Here is a 15,669-nt window from a genome sequence, read left to right as displayed (position 1 = left end):
GCCCGGCCCCCTGTCCCTGGAGCCACCCCATGAACACGCTGCTCTGGCTGCGCACCGACCTGCGCATGCACGACAACGCCGCGCTGGCCGCGGCGGCCGAGGCCGGCACGGTCACCGCGCTTTTCCTGGCCGCGCCCGGACAATGGCGCCAGCATGGCGACGCCCCGGCCAAGGTGGATTTCTGGCTGCGCAACCTGCGCGCGCTGTCCCAGGACCTGGGACAGGCCGGGATTCCGCTCAAGCTGCTGACCGTTGACGACTGGCGCGACGCACCGCGGGCCGTGGCCGCGTTCTGCCAGGAACACGCCATCGAAGCGGTCCACGTCAACGCCGAGTGGGGCGTCAACGAACGCCGCCGGGACGACGCCGTCGCGGCCGCGCTGGCCGACATCGGCATCGAGTGGACGGTGCACCACGGCGCGACGCTGCTGCGCCCCGGCACCGTGCTGACCGGCAAGGGCGATTGCTATCGCGTCTACACGCCCTATGCCCGCACCTGCCGCGAGCGCCTGCGCAGCGCGCCGGTGCGGCCCATTCCCGCGCCCCGCGCCCAGACGCCGCCGCGCTGGAAGTCCGATCCGCTGCCGGAATCGTTCGACGGGTTCGACGCGCCCAGCGACGCCGTCCGGGCGCTCTGGCCCGCCGGAGAAGCTGCCGCCAGCGACCGGCTGGCCGCCTTTGCCGACGAGGCCATCTTCGCCTACAAGGACGAGCGCGATTTCCCCTCGCTGCCCGCCACCAGTTGCCTGTCGCCTTACTTTGCCGCGGGCGTCCTGTCTCCCGGCCAGGCGCTGCGCGCCGCGCTGGCGGCCAACCAGGGCGAGATCGACAGCGGCAAGGCGGGCGCCGCCACGTGGATCAACGAACTGCTGTGGCGCGAGTTCTACCTGCACCTGCTGGCGGCCTACCCCGCCCTGTCCATGCACCAGCCCATGAAGCCGGAGACGGCGGCCGTGCCCTGGCGCGACGCGCCCGACGACCTGGCAGCCTGGCAGCAGGGCAAGACCGGCATCCCCATCGTGGACGCTGCCATGCGCCAATTGCTGGCGCTGGGCTGGATGCACAACCGGCTGCGCATGGTGACGGCGATGTTCCTGTCCAAGAACCTGCTCATCGACTGGCGTCTGGGCGAGGCCTGGTTCATGTCGCAGCTTGTGGACGGCGACCTGGCCGCCAACAACGGCGGCTGGCAATGGAGCGCCTCCACGGGCGCCGACGCGGTGCCCTACTTCCGCGTCTTCAATCCGTTGTCGCAGTCCCGCAAATTCGACCCGCGCGGCGTGTTTTTGCGCGAATGGCTGCCTGAACTGGCGCATCTGGACGACAAGGCCATCCACGATCCCAATCCCATGGAACGGTCCGCCGCGGGCTATCCGGAACCGATCGTGGATCTGGCGCAAAGCCGGCTGCGGGCGCTTGAAGCCTTTGGCAACCTGCCCGCCGCGTAAGCGCGTCGACCTGTGGCGGCGTTGACGTACATCAACGCCGCCGCCGCGCCCGTCCCCGATGATGCCCTCGCCCATCACAGGACGAGCGACGCATGCGCAACAACCAGCCGGTCAACGACACGGAATACGTACTCCGCGACGAGCAATACCTGATCTCCCGCACGGACTCGCGGGGCCGGATCATCTACGCCAATCCGGCGTTTGTTCACGCAAGCGGCTTTTCACGCGAGGAACTGGTCGGCGCGCCTCACAACATCGTGCGCCATCCCGACATGCCGCCGGCCGCCTTCGAAGACCTCTGGGGCACCATCCAGCGCGGCGAGTCGTGGACAGGCATGGTCAAGAACCGCCGCAAGGACGGCGGCTTCTATTGGGTGCTGGCCAACGTCACGCCCATCGTGGAACGCGGCACCACCGTCTGTTATGCCTCGGTGCGGGTCAAGCCGACCCGCCAGCAGATCGAAACGGCCGAAGCCGTTTATGCCAGCCTGCGTCTGGGCACGGCGCGCGGCACCCGGCTGTGCGGCGGTCAGGTCAAACCGGCGGGGGTGCGCGGCGTCCTGGCGCGGCTCAAACGCTGGCGCCTGACCGGCGTGCGGTCGCGCCTCTTGGCGTGGGCGGTGCTGTCCGCCTCGCTGTTCATCGGCGCGGCCGGCGCGGCCATCTACGGCATGCACGACCGCCTGAGCAGCAGCGCCCTGGCCGCGGCCGTGGCGCTGACCGCGGGTGGCGTCGCACTGATCTTCGCGTCGGGCTGGGGCTTTGCGCGCGCCATCGCCGGGCTGCTGGGCGCGGCCACCGACTTCACGCGCCAGATCGCCGCGGGCAACCTGAGCACACCGCTGCCCGGCGCCCTGACCGGGGACGAGATCGGCGAGCTGAAGTTTTCCCTGGAAGTCATGCGTAAAAGCCTGGTCAGCATCACGCGCGACGTGCACGGCGGCATCGAGAACGCCCTGCAGTCGGCCGCCGACATCGCGGAGGGCAACGCCGACCTCTCGGCCCACACCGGGCGCCAGGCGGCGTCGCTGGAACAGGCGGCGGCCAGCATGGCGCAATTGGCCGTCACCGTGAGGCAAAATGCCGCCAACGCGCAGGATGCCGACGCCATGGCAAACCAGGCCAGCGACCTGGCCAAGCGGGGCGGCAATGTGGTCGACGAGGCCGCGCACGCCATGCAAGGCATCGTCCAAAGCTCGTCCCGCATCGCCGAGGTTGTCGGCATCATCGACGGCATTGCCTTCCAGACCAACATCCTTGCGCTGAATGCCGCCGTCGAAGCCGCGCGCGCCGGCGAGGCGGGCAAGGGATTCGCGGTGGTCGCAAGCGAAGTGCGCAGCCTTGCCCAGAAAAGCGCCACCGCCGCCCGCGAGATCAAGGCGCTGATCGAAAGCTCGGACGCGCGCGTCGGCGAAGGCGTGCGGCACGTCGAGCGGGCCGGCGCCAGCATGCGCGATATCGTGGAATCCGTGCAGAAGGTCACGCGCATCATCAACGAGATTGCCGCCACCTCGACCGACCAGCACGCGGGTATCGACACGGTCAGCCGCAGCATCTCGGAAACCGACAGCGCCGCGCAGGGCAACGCCGCGCGCGTCGAACAGGCCGCCAAGGCGGTTGCCAACCTGCGCACGGATGGCGCCCGCCTGCGCCACGCCATCGAGGTCTTCCGCGTGGCCAGCGCACCGGCTCCGGCCGCGGCACTGCCAGGGAACCCCGAAAGCCTCAGGCGCCCGCGGCCGCTTCCTTGTCCAGGCGCTTGATGAACACCTGCAATTCCTTGACGACCTGCTGATCTCCCCGCGCCTGGGCCGCCGCCAGTCCGGATTCCCAGGCGGCGCGGGCGCCGGGCTTATCATTCAGCCCGAGGCAGGCCTTGCCCAGCCATTTCCAGGCGACCGAATACGTGGGATCGAAGGCCAGCGCCGCGCGCAGATGGGTGCAGGCCTCGGCAAAGCGTTCCTGCTCGGCGTAGGCCTTGCCAAGTGAAAACCGCAGCAGCAGATTGTCGGTGCCCTTGGCCAGCATCGCCTCCAGTCGCTCGATCATTCCTTCCATGCGGCGGCTCCTTTCTTTCCAGCGTCTTCGGTAAACCGCATCATAGGCCGGGCGCTGCCGCGGTGCCGCAAAGCCCCCACGCGCGTCTGCGGCGCTACACTCCCAAGTCTGCCCCAACGCCCGCGCCGATGCGCGGACGACGCCCGATTCCAGGAGCCCGCATGAGCACAATCCATGATTTCTCCGTCCGCGCCATCGACGGCACGCAGCAGTCCCTAGAGATGTACCGCGGCCGCGTGCTGCTGGTGGTGAACGTTGCCTCCAAATGCGGGTTCACGCCGCAGTATGCTGGTCTGGAAGAGCTCTACCGCGCGTTCCACGACGACGGCCTGACCGTGCTCGGTTTTCCGTGCGACCAGTTCGGCCACCAGGAGCCCGGCGACGAGGCCGAGATCCGCAATTTCTGCAGCACCCAGTACGACATCACCTTTCCGCTCTTTGCCAAGATCGATGTCAACGGCCCGAACGCCCACCCGCTGTACCAATGGCTCAAGGGCGAAAAGCCGGGCGTCTTCGGCACCGAAGGCATCAAGTGGAACTTCACCAAGTTTTTGGTCGGGCGCGACGGCCGCGTGATCAAGCGCTACGCGCCCACCGACACGCCGGCCAGCCTGCGCGACGACATCACCGCGGCCCTGTCCGCCCCCGTCTAACGCAGCGGCGGCAGCCGCCGGCGCACCGTGTGCGACTTGACGATGGCGGTGTTGGTTTCGGCAAATTCGGTCACCCGCTCCAGAATGCCGTCCAGGTGCGTGATGGACCGGAGCACCATGCGGGCGATGAAGCAATCATCGCCCGTTACCTTGTCGCACTCCACGAATTCCGGAATCTGCTGGATCAGGCCCTCGACATGGCGCAACTGCCCGGGCAACGGCCGGATGCGCACAACGGCCTCCAGCGAATAACCCAGCGCCACCGGATCCACGTCCAGCGTGTATGCGCGAATCACGCCGGATTCCTCGAGCCGCCGCATGCGGTCGGCGACGCTGGGCGCCGACATGCCCACCTGCCGCGCCAGGTCAGCCGTGGTGGTGCGCGCATTGGCAGACAGCATCTCCACGAGGCGGCGGTCGATCCCATCTAAAACCGGACTTTCATTTTTTAGGTCGTTCTGCATAAATTCCACCCAAAGCAAGGTTGAATCGCGAAAGTGCCACGGCAACATCATATAAGCGGACGAAACCGCCTGGGATAATTTCTCCATCGAATTCCTGGCCAGATGGCCTTTGGAGAACCACCATGATCCCCTCGACCGAACGCACGGGCCTCGCGCAGATGGCGGCCGCCATGACCCTGTCGGGCACGCTCGGCGTCTTCGTTCTGGAGTCCGGGCAAAGCGCCTGGAACGTCGTATTCTTTCGCTGCGTGTTCGGCGCCCTGTCGCTCTTTCTGTACGGCTGGGCGCGCGGCCTGCTCAAGCCGGGACTTTTTACCCCGAAAACGCTGGCCCTGGCGCTGGCCGCCGGCGCCGCGCTGGTGCTGAACTGGGTGCTGCTGTTCTCGGCCTATCGGCTGGCGTCCATTTCGCTGGCCACCGCGGTCTACAACGTGCAGCCGTTCTTCCTGATCGGGCTGGGCGTGCTGTTCCTGGGCGAGCGCCCCTCGCGCGGCAAGGTGGCGTGGTCCCTCGTCGCGTTCGCCGGCCTGCTGCTGGTGCTGCGTCTGGGCGATGGCGGCGCGGCGGGCGGCGGCGCCTATCTGACGGGTCTGATGCTGGGCCTCGGCGCAGCGGCGTTGTACGGCATCACCGCCATCATCGTAAAGCGCCTGAAGGGCATCCCCCCGCAGGTGCTGGCGCTGGTGCAGGTGACGCTGGGCGCGGTGATGCTGCTGCCGATGGCCGACTTCAATGCCCTGCCCGCCCAGCCTGTGCAATGGGGATACCTGGTGGCGCTGGGCCTCATCCACACGTGCCTCATGTACATCCTGATGTACTCGGCCATCCAGAAGCTGCCCACCACGTCCACCGCGGCGCTCAGCTTCATCTATCCGGCCGTCGCCATCCTGCTCGACTTCGTGGTCTACGGCCACCGCATGGACGCCTCGCAGATCGCGGGCGTGGCGCTGATATTCCTGGCCGCCGCCGCAGTCAGCCTGAACTGGACGTGGCGGCTGCCGCGCAGCCCGCGTCCTGGCGCGGTCTGACCCAAGGACGCCGGGGCCCTGCGCGGAAACCCGCATCCGCCCCCCGGTTATTCAGGCATCCGTCCGGTGTGCGCCGCTATCATGGCCCTTCCATCCGCGGGCGCTTGCCCGCGGCGCCATGACACACAGGACACCCTCATGATCGATCTCTATTACTGGACGACCCCCAACGGCCACAAGATCACGCTGTTCCTCGAAGAAACTGGCCTGCCCTACAAGATCCACCCGGTCAACATCGGCCGCGGCGACCAATTCAAGCCCGAATTCCTGGCCATCGCGCCCAACAACCGCATCCCCGCCATCGTGGACCACGCGCCCGCCGACGGCGGTGCGCCGATCTCGTTGTTTGAATCCGGCGCCATCCTGCAATACCTGGCCGAGAAGACCGGCAAGTTCCTGCCCGCCGACGTGCGCGGGCGCGCCGAAGTGTCGCAGTGGCTCTTCTGGCAGATGGGCGGCCTGGGCCCCATGGCCGGCCAGAACCACCACTTTTCCGGCTACGCGCAGGAACGCATCACCTACGCGATCGAGCGCTACGTCAAGGAAACCAATCGCCTGTACGGCGTGCTGAACAAGCGCCTGGCCGACCGCGAGTTCGTCGCGGGCGACTATTCCATCGCCGACATGGCGGCCTACCCGTGGATCGTGCCGCACGCCAAGCAAAGCCAGGACCTGAACGAATTTCCGCACCTCAAGCGCTGGTTCGAAGCCATCGGCGCGCGTCCGGCGACGCAACGCGCGTACGCGCTGGCCGACACCATCAACACCACCCCGTCGGTCAACGACGAAGCGTCGCGCCGCATCCTGTTCGGCCAGACCGCCCAGAACGTCGCCCGCTGACCAGGAAGGAGCACGCCATGACCGCCCCGCAACGCGTTTTTCGCCGCGCACGCGCGGCCGATCTGCCCGCCATCGTGGCCATGCTGGCCGATGACGACCTGGGCGCAGGCCGCGAGGACGCCTCGGTCCCGCTGAACCCGCGCTACCTTGCCGCCTTCGAGGCCATCGAGCAGGATTCCAACCAATTCCTCGCCGTGGTTGAGCAGGATTCACAACTGGCGGGCTGTTTGCAGTTATCGTTCATACCCGGCCTGTCGCGGCGGGGGATGTGGCGGGGCCAGATCGAAAGCGTGCGCATCGCCTCGGCGTTTCGCGGCGCGGGACTGGGCCACGCCATGTTCGAATGGGCAATCGAACAATGCCGGATCCAGGGCTGCGAACTGGTCCAGCTCACCACCGACCGCGCGCGCCCCGATGCGCGCCGGTTCTATGAAAGCCTGGGTTTCAAGGCCAGCCATGACGGCATGAAGCTCAGCCTGTAACGTCTGATTCTGATTTGAAAGGAGCGCCCAATGCCTTTGCATGGCGAATACAAAGTCCCCGGCGGCAAGCTGGTCGTCGCGGACCTGGAAGTGCGCGATGGCCGCCTGGCCGACGTGCGCATCAGCGGCGACTTTTTCCTTGAACCGCCCGAGGCGCTGGAAGCCATCAACCGCGGCCTGAACGGCATGCCCGCGGACGCCGGCGAACTGGAGCTGGCGGTTGCCGTGCAATCGGCCCTGCCGGCCGACGCCGAGATGTTCGGATTCTCCGCCGAAGCCATCGCCGTGGTGCTGCGGAGGGCGCTGGCATGAGCCGCACCGACTGGAACGATTACGACTGGCAGCTGATCCACGAAGGCCCGCAGCCGCCCGCGCTGCACATGGCGCTGGACGCCGTCATCACCGACGAAGTTGGCGCCGGCCAGCGCCCGCCCACCCTGCGCATCTGGGAATGGTCCGCGCCGGCCGTCGTGATCGGCCGCTTTCAATCCCTGAAGAACGAAGTCGATCCGGACGGCGCCAAGCGCCACGGCATCGAAGTGGTGCGCCGCGTGAGCGGCGGCGGCGCGATGTTCATCGAGCCGGGCAACTCCATTACGTATTCGCTGAGCGCGCCGCAGGCGCTGGTCCACGGCATGAGCTTCCAGGAGTCGTATGCCTTCCTGGACGCCTGGGTGCTGACCGCGCTGCAGGGCCTGGGCATCAAGGCCTGGTATCAGCCGCTCAACGACATCGCCTCCGACATCGGCAAGATCGGCGGCGCCGCGCAGGCCCGCCGCGCCGGCGCCGTGCTGCATCACGTCACCATGTCCTACGATATCGACGCCGACAAGATGGTCGAGGTCCTGCGCATTGGGCGCGAGAAGCTCTCCGACAAGGGCACCACCAGCGCCAAGAAGCGCGTCGATCCGCTGCGCACGCAGACAGGTCTGGCGCGCGAGGTCATCATCGACCGCATGGTGGAAACTTTTGCCGGGCTGCATCGTCTGACCCCGGGTAGCGTGGGCGCGGAAACGTTGGCGCGCGCGCAGGCGCAGGCGGACGAAAAATTCTCCCGCGCCGACTGGACAGGCGTCGTGCCCTGACGGCGCCTTGCGTTTTCTGGAGGTAATTGCATGAATCGCAGCTTCACGCCGGCTGGCGCGATACGCGGTCTGATCCTGGGCGCCGCCCTGCTGGCCCTGGCCGGCTGCGGCAGCACGCCCACCTCGAACATCACCCTGGCAACGCCCGATGCCTCGTCTTCGGCCACGCCGGAAAAGGTGGGCGACCTGTCCACCGAACGCATCAAATGGGCGGCCAGCAAGCCGGGCTGCGAAGGCGACTGCCCGCGCATCGAAATCGACAGTGTGGCGTTTCCGGGCATCCCGAAACTGACCGCGCTGGTGGACCACGTGCTTGCCTACATGACCGGCACCGACGCCAATCGCCGCGGCCCCTACGAGACGCTGTCGGAATACACGCAGTATTTCTGGTCCACGGCGCGCCCGCGTGACGCGACCTACTTCAAGGCCAGCGTGAAGGACACGGTGGGCGACATCGTCGCCGTCGAACTGCACACGGAACAGTATCTGACCGGCGCCGCGCACGGCATCCCGGCCACCCAGTACCTGAACTGGGAACGCAGCCGCGGCCGCGTCATGAGCCTGGACGAAGCCCTGATCCCGGGACGCCGCGCCGAATACGTCGCCGCGTTGCAGCGCGCGCACGCGAAATGGCTGACGGGCAACCCCGATGCCAAGCGCGACCCGGCGGCCTACAACAAGATGTGGCCCTTCCAGGAAAGCGACAACTTCGCGATCACGCGCGATGGCATCGTGGTCAAGTACGACGCCTACTCGATCGCGCCGTATTCGCACGGCGAGCCGGAGCTGACGATTTCGTACCAGGATCTGCGAGGCATCCTGAAGCCGGAACTGCTGCCGGCATCGTGAAGGCGCTGCGGGACTGGGTCTTGACGTGAAAATGCCGAGCATCTGCCCGGCATTTTTCATCACCACAAATAGGAATCGCCCCTTGCGGAGCGATTCCGGCATCGCACCCGCGAAGGCGCCATGCCGATTCAGTCTTTACGGGTACAGGCCGCGCACCTGGCGGGCCTGCAGGATGCGCGTGCACGCCACGATGAACGCGGCGGTACGCAGCGTCACCTTGTGCTCGCGCGACACCTGCGCCACCGACGCATAGGCTTCGCGCATCAGGCGCTCGAGGCGCTGGTTGATCTCTTCCTCGCTCCAGAAGAAGCTGGAGAAGTCCTGCACCCACTCGAAGTAGCTGACCGTCACGCCACCGGCGTTGGCCAGCACGTCGGGCACCACGTACACGCCGTTCTCGGCAAGGATGTCGTCCGCTTCCGGCGTGGTCGGGCCGTTGGCGCCTTCCACGACGATCTTGGCGCGAACCTTGGCGGCATTGTCGACCGTGATCTGGCTTTCCAGGGCTGCCGGGATCAGGAACTCGGTTTCCAGCGTCCAGAACTCGTTCTTGTCCAGCGCCTGGCCACCCGAGAAGCCGCCCACGCCGCCGGTTTGCGACACATGCGACAGCAGCTTGTGCACGTCCAGGCCGGCCGGGTTGTGCACGGTGCCGGTGTGGTCCTGCGCGGCGATGACCTTGGCGCCGGCCTCGTGGAACAGGCGGGCGGCGGTGCCGCCCACGTTGCCAAAGCCTTGCACGACAACGCGTGCGCCGGCCACATCGATGTTCCTGTCACGCGCGGCTTCGCACGCCACGACGAACACGCCGCGGCCCGTGGCTTCGACGCGGCCCAGGCTGCCGCCCAGCGCGATCGGCTTGCCCGTGACCACGCCCGTGGCGGTGGCGCCTTCGTTCATGGAGTACGTGTCCATCATCCAGGCCATCGTCTGGGCGTTGGTATTCACGTCAGGCGCGGGAATGTCCTTGGACGGTCCGATGATGACGCCGATCTCGCTGGTGTAGCGGCGGGTCATGCGTTCGAGTTCCGACGCGGAGAGCTTGCGCGGATCGACACGGATGCCGCCCTTGGCGCCGCCGTACGGCAGGTTGACTGCGGCGTTCTTGACCGACATCCAGGCCGCCAGCGCCATCACTTCGGACAGCGTGACGTCCTGGTGGAAACGCACCCCGCCCTTGCCCGGACCGCGCGACACGTTGTGCTGCACGCGGTAGCCCTCGAAGTGGGCGATGGTGCCGTTGTCCAGTTCGATCGGCACATCGACGATCAGCGAGCGCTTCGGACGCTTCAGCGTCTCGACCCACCGGCTCAGGGAACCGAGGTACGGCGTGACCCGGTCGACTTGTTGCAGGTAATTACCCCAAGGGCCGAGGTCCTCGGGATTCAGATACGACGGCAAGGCATGGGTGGGAGTTTGAGACATGGGCATGCTCTCCTGACAAAGTTGCGCCATTTTATCCACGAAACTAATACCGTCCCCATTTAAAGTCTAAATTTTTTAAATAGGGACGCATAGGTGTTGCGGATACCGAACGGGTCGCAGGCGGGGCCGGAAGCTGCACCTATCCTAAGCCGCGAAACCGGGCGCGTCCAGCCTGCGCGGGACGCCACGGCCGATAAAAAAGGGCGGCCCTCGCAAAGAGGATCCGCCCTGCATCTGCCCCGGTGTCTGACACCCTGGTGAGACGGTCTACAGCCTGCACCATCGCAACAAGGGTGTCAGACACCGCTTCCGAATCACGCCGACAACAACTGCCAGGCCAGACGCGCCGCCGCCCGCGCGCCATGGCCGTCGACGTCGAACTTGGGGTTGAATTCCGCCAGGTCGGCCAGCCGCAGCTTGCCGCTGGCTTTGACACGCAAAACGATTTCCTCGACCACCGCCATCGGCACCCCGTAAGGCGCCGGCGCGGACACCCCCGGCATCACCCCCGCGGGCAGCACGTCCAGGTCGATCGTCAGATACACGTGCTGCGCCTTGGCCAGCAACCCATCCACGTCGGCCAGCCGCGCCTCAAGATGGCGCTCCTGCATGTCCCGGTCTTCGACCCACACGGCGCCGATTTCCGCGGCGCGGGCGTACAGGGCGGGCGTGTTGGCCAGCTGCGAGACGCCCAGGCAGGCGTATTGCAGTTCGCGCCCGCGCGCCTCGCTGTCTGCCGCAATCTGGTCGAACGGCGTCCCAGAACTGCCGGGACGGCCCGTACGCAGATCGAAGTGCGCGTCCAGGTTCAGGACCAGCACGGCGCCGGCGTCGCCGCGCGCATCCAGCCAGCGGGCCAACCCCTGGAAACTGCCCCAGGCGATTTCATGCCCGCCGCCCAGCACGACAGGCCGGGCGCCCCGGCCCATCAGTTCGGCCAGACGCAAGCCCAGGCGCTCCTGTGCGTCCTCCAGCTTGTCGCCGTGGCATTCGACGTCGCCGGCATCCAGCAGGCGCGTCAGACCGTGCGCCGGCAGGCCCGCCAGGTACTTGCGGATACCGGCCGGCCCCGCTGTGGCGCCCACGCGCCCCTGGTTGCGCGCCACGCCCGCATCGCAGGCAAAGCCCAGCAGCACGGCTTCGCCCATTTCGCCCTGCCCCGCTTCGGGCTCGACGATATGCGCCAGCCGGCGGGTGTCGCCTTGCTCGGCGCTGTCGTCGCGCGCCTTCCACACGCTCTTGTCCAGTTGCGATGCGTTCATGCTGCCGCCCCCGGACTCGCGCTCAGCACCGCCTGCAGGAACTCGCGGGTGCGGGCCTCGCGTGGTTGGGTGAAGATCACGTCCGGCGGACCGGACTCCAGGATCACGCCGCCGTCCATCACGGCCACCACGTCGGCCACGTCGCGGGCAAAACCCATTTCGTGGGTCACGACCATCATGGTCATGCCTTCGCGGGCCAAGAGCTTCATGACCTGCAGCACTTCGCCCACCAATTCCGGGTCCAGCGCCGAGGTCGGCTCGTCGAACAGCATGACCTGCGGTTGCATGGCAAGCGCGCGTGCGATGGCCACACGCTGCTTCTGGCCGCCCGACAGGCTGGCGGGCATGGCCGCCATTTTCTGCGACAGGCCCACCTTGTTGAGAAGGTCCGCGGCCAGCCCATTGGCCTCTTCGCGGCCCATGCCGAGCAGCGTGCGCGGGCCGACCGTCACGTTGTCCAGCACCGACAGGTGCGGGAACAGATTGAAGCCCTGGAACACCATGCCCACCTGCGTGCGCAACGCGTTCAGCTCGGCCTCCGGCAACAGCGCGCCGTTGTCCTGCAGTGTCTGGCCGCAGATGTCCACGGTGCCGCGCTGCGCCACTTCAAGGCCGTTGCAGCAACGCAGCAAGGTGCTCTTGCCCGACCCGCTGGGTCCGATGACCACGACCACTTGCGACTTCAGCACATCGAAATCGATGCCGCGCAGGACGGCGTGATCGCCGTAGGATTTATGCAGGCCGCGGATGCGGATCATTTCCTGCCCTTCGATGACGAGGCTCATTGCACCATTCCTCCAGCGCGCAGGTGATGTTCGATCTTGCGCAAAATCACCATGGCGATCGTGGTCAGGGCCAGATAGATCAATGCCACCACCAGGTAGGTTTCCAGCGAGCGGTAAGACACGCTGATGATCTTCTGCCCTTCGTGCATCAGATCGTGAATGGTCAACAGCGACACCAGCGCGGAGTTCTTGATTAGTGCGATGAACTCGTTGCCCAGCGGCGGGATCATGCGCACCACCGCCTGCGGCAGGATGATGATGCGCATGGCCTGGCCGGACGACATGCCCAGCGAACGCGCCGCCTCCGTCTGGCCGCGATCCACCGACTGGATCGCGCCCCGCACGATTTCCGACACGTAGGCCCCGGAATACATGCCCAGGCCCAGCACGCCGCAGGCGAACGCCGGCAGCGTCACGCCAAACTGAGGCAGGCCGAAGAACCAGATGAAAAGCTGCACCAGCAGCGGCGTGCCCCGAAAGAACAGCAGATAAGTGCTGCACAGGTGATAAATGACGCGGCGCTGCGGGTTGAGCCGGCCGATACCGACCAGCAGCCCCATCACGCAGCCCAGCAGCAAGGCGCCGGCGGTCACCTCGATGGTGACCACCGCGCCCCGCAAGAGCGCGTCGAAGTCGGCGAAGACGGGAGAAAAATCCAGGTTCATTTCGCGGGCGCCTCGAACCACTTGTTGACGATGGCCTGGTAGCTGCCATCAGCCTTCAACTTCTGCAGCGCGGCGTTCAGGTCGCGCGTGAGCTCAGGCTTGTTCTTGGGCACGGCGATGCCGTAGTCCTCGGTCGTGATCTGCTCGTTCAGCACGGTCAGGCCGTTCGTGCTTTGCGCGAACAGCTTGGCGGCGGGCTTGCCCGTCACCGCGGCATCGGCGCGGCCGATCTGCACCAGGTTGAACATCTCCTGGTTCTTTTCGACTTCCACGCGCTGGACCTTGGGGAAATGCTCCTTCAGGTAGTTCACCGACTTCGTGCCGACCTGCACCGACACCTTGCGGCCTTCCAGATCCTTGAGCGTCTTGATGGGACCGTCGGCCTTGGTCAGAACCACCAGACCGCCCGCGTAGTACGGGTCGGTGAAGTCGACGACCTTGCTGCGCTCGGGCGTGATGTAGATGGCCGACACCGCGATGTCGGCGCGGCCGGCTTGCAGCGCGGGAATCAGGCCCTTGAAGTCGATGTCGATCCACTCGATCTTCTTGCCCATCGCGCCGGCCAGCGCCTCGACCAGTTCGATGTCAAAGCCGGTGCGCTTGCCGTCCTTGACGAACTCCATCGGCGGGAAGGTGGCGTCGGTGACGGCGCGGATCGTTTCCTGGGCGTGGGCGGCGCCAGCGGCGCAGGCGAGGCTCAGGGACAGAGCGGCGGACAGCAGAGTGCGGCGATTCATCATGGTGGGTCCTATGGAAGTGGGTACGACGGGAGGTAAGAGGGTGTGCAATGCGGCGTCAGGCGGCCTTCAGGCGTTCGGAGATGCGGCGGGCGGCTGCCAAGGTCATGTCGATCAGCGCGTCGGGATGCTGCGCGGCGCGGGTGGACGGCGCCATCAGCGTGATCGAGGCCACGGCCTGATTCGGCCGCTGGAAGATCGGCACGCTGACGCCCCAGACGCCGGCATCGACTTCGCTGTCGGTCACGGCATAGCCCTGGTCGCGAATGGCCTCCAGCTCGCTCGCCAGCCGGTCGGCATCCACGGCGGCCTCGTTGGCCAGGTAGGCAAGCGCCGCCTGCAGCCGGGCCTGCGGCATGAACGCCAGCAGCGACTTGGCCGACGCGCCCCGCGCCAGCGGCAGTCCGCGGCCCTTGGTGAACGAGCAGCGCAGCGGATGCTGGCTTTCCACCATGTCCAGGCACACAGCCTGGTCCTTCACGGCGACGAGCAGTCCGATGGTTTCGCCGGACGATGCGGCAAGCGCAGCCATGTCGGGCTGCGCCTCATGAATCAGGAAAGACGACTGGTCAAAACCCCACGCAAGCTGCACGCACAGCGGCCCGGGTCCGTACTCGCCGTCGTGTTCGGCGACAAAACCCCAGCGCTTGAGGAGCGCAATCTGCCGGTACAGCGTGCTTTGCGCCAGGCCCGTCTTGTCGGCCAGCGCGGCAATGCTGAGCGGGCCGTCGTGCCGGGCCAAGGTGGCCAGCACATACAGGACGCGATCCGCGCCCGCCCCGACAGATGTTTCCGACATAACGACTCAACTCCCAGCAATATGGACGCGAGATTATCAATTTGTGGCGGTTTCGCTTATATTTTTTCCCACCCAATGAGAATCACAAGGGAAAACCCCGAAATCCGGACGCAAAAAAACCCGCCGGGAGGCGGGTTTGGTGCAACGGTGGCGTCTGCGGCGGCTGGGTCAGACCGCGGGGCAGATCACGGACGAGACCGAGAATCAGGGCGCGGGCGGCTTCTCGTAATCCGACAGCCCGACGCCGGAGACACCCTTCACACCGCCGCCAGATGCCGGCGCGGCGGCGGCCGGCGCGGGTGCCGGGACCGGCGCAGGCGCCTCGGCGGGTTGCCCCGCGCCCGTGACAGCGGCGCCCGCCTCCTGCGGCGCCCCTTGCGCCGACGCGCGGCGTTTGCGCTTGGCGTCCGCTTCCTTCTGTGCCATGGCCGTCAGCTCGGCGGCCAGCGACTCCGACTTGCCCGTGGCCGCCCACGCGGCCGCATCCTGCCCCTTCGTGTCCTGCGTGGTGACGTCGGCCCCGGCCCGGATCAGCAATTCGACCATGGGTTTGCGGCCAGACAGCGCCGCCATCATGAGCGGCGTCTCGCCATTGGGCGCCGGCGCGTTTACCATCGCCTTGTTCGCGAGCAGCAGTCGCGCCATTTCCATCTGCCCCTTGGAGGCCGCGTAATGCAGCGGCGTCCATCCCAGGCGGTTGACCTGCGCGCCACGCGCGATCAGCTTCTTGGCGCGCTCGGTCTGGCCGGCGATGGCCAGGTACATCAGCGGCGTTTCGCCCGCCGGGTTCTCGGCGTTGACGTCGGTGCGCTTGTCCGCGGCGAGCACGTCAAACACCTTCCAGGCGTTGTCCACGACCGCGCGCATGATGGCCGGCTGGCCGTTCTTGTAGCGCACGTTGGGATCCGACCCCTGCGCCAGCAGGTCGCGGATGTCGTCGGGGTAATCGTTGGCGACGTAGACCCACCAGTCGCCCGGATTGGCCGCCTGCGCGGTCGGCGCGGCCAGACCGATGGCCAGCGCAAGCAGGCCGGCGCGGCTGCACGTCAAAAGGGCTTTATGGGCGGAGGCGATGCGGATGGCCATGGC

Annotated in this window: 18 protein-coding genes; 9 read left to right on the top strand and 9 right to left on the bottom strand. The window is 66.9% G+C overall.

Annotated elements, in window-relative coordinates; genetic code table 11:
- The first annotated feature begins 29 nt into the window (after nt 1-29).
- Both phrB and H4P35_RS11310 read left to right on the top strand, forming a co-directional pair.
- Entirely contained in the window at nt 30-1,448 is a 1,419-nt protein-coding gene (gene phrB / locus H4P35_RS11315; RefSeq protein ID WP_226849066.1) for a deoxyribodipyrimidine photo-lyase, read from the top strand.
- A gap of 92 nt (nt 1,449-1,540) precedes the next feature.
- Nucleotides 1,541-3,211, top strand: coding sequence for a PAS domain-containing methyl-accepting chemotaxis protein (locus H4P35_RS11310; RefSeq protein ID WP_226849064.1), 1,671 nt, complete (start codon nt 1,541-1,543; stop codon nt 3,209-3,211).
- Here H4P35_RS11310 and H4P35_RS11305 read toward each other — a convergent pair.
- The gene (locus H4P35_RS11305) at nt 3,174-3,506 is read right to left on the bottom strand and encodes a tetratricopeptide repeat protein (protein ID WP_128828181.1); all 333 of its coding nucleotides are present in this window, start codon (nt 3,504-3,506) and stop codon (nt 3,174-3,176) included. The two genes, H4P35_RS11310 and H4P35_RS11305, sit on opposite strands and share 38 nt — an antisense overlap.
- 161 nt (nt 3,507-3,667) lie before the next feature.
- Here H4P35_RS11305 and H4P35_RS11300 point away from each other — a divergent pair, with 161 nt between their 5' ends.
- Nucleotides 3,668-4,159, top strand: a complete 492-nt coding sequence (locus H4P35_RS11300; RefSeq protein WP_180099267.1) for a glutathione peroxidase — start codon at nt 3,668-3,670, stop codon at nt 4,157-4,159.
- On the opposite strand, the gene H4P35_RS11295 is transcribed toward H4P35_RS11300, so the two are convergent.
- On the bottom strand, nt 4,156-4,623 hold the full coding sequence (locus H4P35_RS11295; RefSeq protein ID WP_056318685.1) for an Lrp/AsnC family transcriptional regulator: 468 nt from the start codon (nt 4,621-4,623) through the stop codon (nt 4,156-4,158). The two genes, H4P35_RS11300 and H4P35_RS11295, sit on opposite strands and share 4 nt — an antisense overlap.
- Before the next feature lie 122 nt (nt 4,624-4,745).
- Between H4P35_RS11295 and H4P35_RS11290 the strand changes: the two genes are divergently transcribed.
- The 6 genes from H4P35_RS11290 to H4P35_RS11265 all read left to right on the top strand — a co-directional run bounded on the left by H4P35_RS11290 (nt 4,746) and on the right by H4P35_RS11265 (nt 8,907).
- Nucleotides 4,746-5,651, top strand: a complete 906-nt coding sequence (locus H4P35_RS11290) for a DMT family transporter (RefSeq protein WP_226849062.1) — start codon at nt 4,746-4,748, stop codon at nt 5,649-5,651.
- Between the two features lie 138 nt (nt 5,652-5,789).
- Complete coding sequence (locus H4P35_RS11285; protein WP_223575392.1) at nt 5,790-6,491, top strand: glutathione S-transferase N-terminal domain-containing protein; 702 nt, start codon at nt 5,790-5,792, stop codon at nt 6,489-6,491.
- A 17-nt stretch (nt 6,492-6,508) separates the two neighbouring features.
- Nucleotides 6,509-6,973 (top strand): GNAT family N-acetyltransferase, encoded by a 465-nt coding sequence (locus tag H4P35_RS11280; protein ID WP_056316881.1) that lies wholly within the window; start codon nt 6,509-6,511, stop codon nt 6,971-6,973.
- Nucleotides 6,974-7,009: 36 nt separating this feature from the next.
- Nucleotides 7,010-7,285 (top strand): lipoate protein ligase C-terminal domain-containing protein, encoded by a 276-nt coding sequence (locus H4P35_RS11275; RefSeq protein ID WP_056318682.1) that lies wholly within the window; start codon nt 7,010-7,012, stop codon nt 7,283-7,285.
- A complete protein-coding gene (locus tag H4P35_RS11270) occupies nt 7,282-8,058 on the top strand; it encodes a biotin/lipoate A/B protein ligase family protein (RefSeq protein ID WP_226849060.1) in 777 nt (258 codons plus the stop codon). The genes H4P35_RS11275 and H4P35_RS11270 overlap by 4 nt, the downstream gene beginning before the upstream one ends.
- A 30-nt stretch (nt 8,059-8,088) precedes the next feature.
- Nucleotides 8,089-8,907: an RsiV family protein gene (locus H4P35_RS11265; RefSeq protein ID WP_226849058.1), complete on the top strand. Its 819-nt coding sequence runs from the start codon at nt 8,089-8,091 to the stop codon at nt 8,905-8,907.
- Nucleotides 8,908-9,042: 135 nt separating this feature from the next.
- On the opposite strand, the gene H4P35_RS11260 is transcribed toward H4P35_RS11265, so the two are convergent.
- From H4P35_RS11260 to H4P35_RS11230, 7 genes are all read right to left on the bottom strand, one after another.
- Nucleotides 9,043-10,332, bottom strand: coding sequence for a Glu/Leu/Phe/Val dehydrogenase (locus H4P35_RS11260; RefSeq protein WP_226849056.1), 1,290 nt, complete (start codon nt 10,330-10,332; stop codon nt 9,043-9,045).
- A gap of 314 nt (nt 10,333-10,646) precedes the next feature.
- Nucleotides 10,647-11,594 carry a formimidoylglutamase gene (hutG, locus tag H4P35_RS11255; RefSeq protein WP_226849054.1) on the bottom strand — a complete coding sequence of 316 codons (948 nt, stop codon included), beginning with the start codon at nt 11,592-11,594 and terminating at the stop codon, nt 10,647-10,649.
- Nucleotides 11,591-12,379, bottom strand: a complete 789-nt coding sequence (locus H4P35_RS11250; protein WP_056316871.1) for an amino acid ABC transporter ATP-binding protein — start codon at nt 12,377-12,379, stop codon at nt 11,591-11,593. Before H4P35_RS11250 ends, hutG begins: the two co-directional genes overlap by 4 nt.
- Nucleotides 12,376-13,044, bottom strand: coding sequence for an amino acid ABC transporter permease (locus tag H4P35_RS11245; RefSeq protein ID WP_056316867.1), 669 nt, complete (start codon nt 13,042-13,044; stop codon nt 12,376-12,378). Before H4P35_RS11245 ends, H4P35_RS11250 begins: the two co-directional genes overlap by 4 nt.
- A complete protein-coding gene (locus H4P35_RS11240; RefSeq protein WP_062841357.1) occupies nt 13,041-13,784 on the bottom strand; it encodes a transporter substrate-binding domain-containing protein in 744 nt (247 codons plus the stop codon). Before H4P35_RS11240 ends, H4P35_RS11245 begins: the two co-directional genes overlap by 4 nt.
- Nucleotides 13,785-13,839: 55 nt before the next feature.
- Nucleotides 13,840-14,580, bottom strand: coding sequence for an IclR family transcriptional regulator (locus H4P35_RS11235; RefSeq protein WP_142055671.1), 741 nt, complete (start codon nt 14,578-14,580; stop codon nt 13,840-13,842).
- A gap of 204 nt (nt 14,581-14,784) precedes the next feature.
- Nucleotides 14,785-15,666 (bottom strand): ankyrin repeat domain-containing protein, encoded by an 882-nt coding sequence (locus H4P35_RS11230; protein ID WP_226849052.1) that lies wholly within the window; start codon nt 15,664-15,666, stop codon nt 14,785-14,787.
- Between the last annotated feature and the right edge of the window lie 3 nt (nt 15,667-15,669).

It is taken from the genome of Achromobacter sp. 77 (assembly GCF_020541125.1).
GTDB lineage: Bacteria > Pseudomonadota > Gammaproteobacteria > Burkholderiales > Burkholderiaceae_B > Achromobacter > Achromobacter mucicolens.
Note: the sequence above shows the minus strand (reverse complement) of the source record. Positions and strands in the feature narration are given on the sequence as shown.

What these genes read in the sequence shown, in the direction of transcription:
- H4P35_RS11265 (WP_226849058.1), top strand. Translation starts at nt 8,089, where the DNA reads ATGAATCGCAGCTTCACGCCGGCTGGCGCGATACGCGGTCTGATCCTG.
- hutG (WP_226849054.1), bottom strand. Translation starts at nt 11,594, where the DNA reads ATGAACGCATCGCAACTGGACAAGAGCGTGTGGAAGGCGCGCGACGAC.
- H4P35_RS11295 (WP_056318685.1), bottom strand. Translation starts at nt 4,623, where the DNA reads ATGCAGAACGACCTAAAAAATGAAAGTCCGGTTTTAGATGGGATCGAC.
- H4P35_RS11230 (WP_226849052.1), bottom strand. Translation starts at nt 15,666, where the DNA reads ATGGCCATCCGCATCGCCTCCGCCCATAAAGCCCTTTTGACGTGCAGC.
- H4P35_RS11300 (WP_180099267.1), top strand. Translation starts at nt 3,668, where the DNA reads ATGAGCACAATCCATGATTTCTCCGTCCGCGCCATCGACGGCACGCAG.
- H4P35_RS11250 (WP_056316871.1), bottom strand. Translation starts at nt 12,379, where the DNA reads ATGAGCCTCGTCATCGAAGGGCAGGAAATGATCCGCATCCGCGGCCTG.
- H4P35_RS11280 (WP_056316881.1), top strand. Translation starts at nt 6,509, where the DNA reads ATGACCGCCCCGCAACGCGTTTTTCGCCGCGCACGCGCGGCCGATCTG.
- H4P35_RS11240 (WP_062841357.1), bottom strand. Translation starts at nt 13,784, where the DNA reads ATGATGAATCGCCGCACTCTGCTGTCCGCCGCTCTGTCCCTGAGCCTC.
- H4P35_RS11270 (WP_226849060.1), top strand. Translation starts at nt 7,282, where the DNA reads ATGAGCCGCACCGACTGGAACGATTACGACTGGCAGCTGATCCACGAA.
- H4P35_RS11260 (WP_226849056.1), bottom strand. Translation starts at nt 10,332, where the DNA reads ATGTCTCAAACTCCCACCCATGCCTTGCCGTCGTATCTGAATCCCGAG.
- H4P35_RS11305 (WP_128828181.1), bottom strand. Translation starts at nt 3,506, where the DNA reads ATGGAAGGAATGATCGAGCGACTGGAGGCGATGCTGGCCAAGGGCACC.
- H4P35_RS11235 (WP_142055671.1), bottom strand. Translation starts at nt 14,580, where the DNA reads ATGTCGGAAACATCTGTCGGGGCGGGCGCGGATCGCGTCCTGTATGTG.
- H4P35_RS11285 (WP_223575392.1), top strand. Translation starts at nt 5,790, where the DNA reads ATGATCGATCTCTATTACTGGACGACCCCCAACGGCCACAAGATCACG.
- H4P35_RS11310 (WP_226849064.1), top strand. Translation starts at nt 1,541, where the DNA reads ATGCGCAACAACCAGCCGGTCAACGACACGGAATACGTACTCCGCGAC.
- phrB (WP_226849066.1), top strand. Translation starts at nt 30, where the DNA reads ATGAACACGCTGCTCTGGCTGCGCACCGACCTGCGCATGCACGACAAC.
- H4P35_RS11290 (WP_226849062.1), top strand. Translation starts at nt 4,746, where the DNA reads ATGATCCCCTCGACCGAACGCACGGGCCTCGCGCAGATGGCGGCCGCC.
- H4P35_RS11245 (WP_056316867.1), bottom strand. Translation starts at nt 13,044, where the DNA reads ATGAACCTGGATTTTTCTCCCGTCTTCGCCGACTTCGACGCGCTCTTG.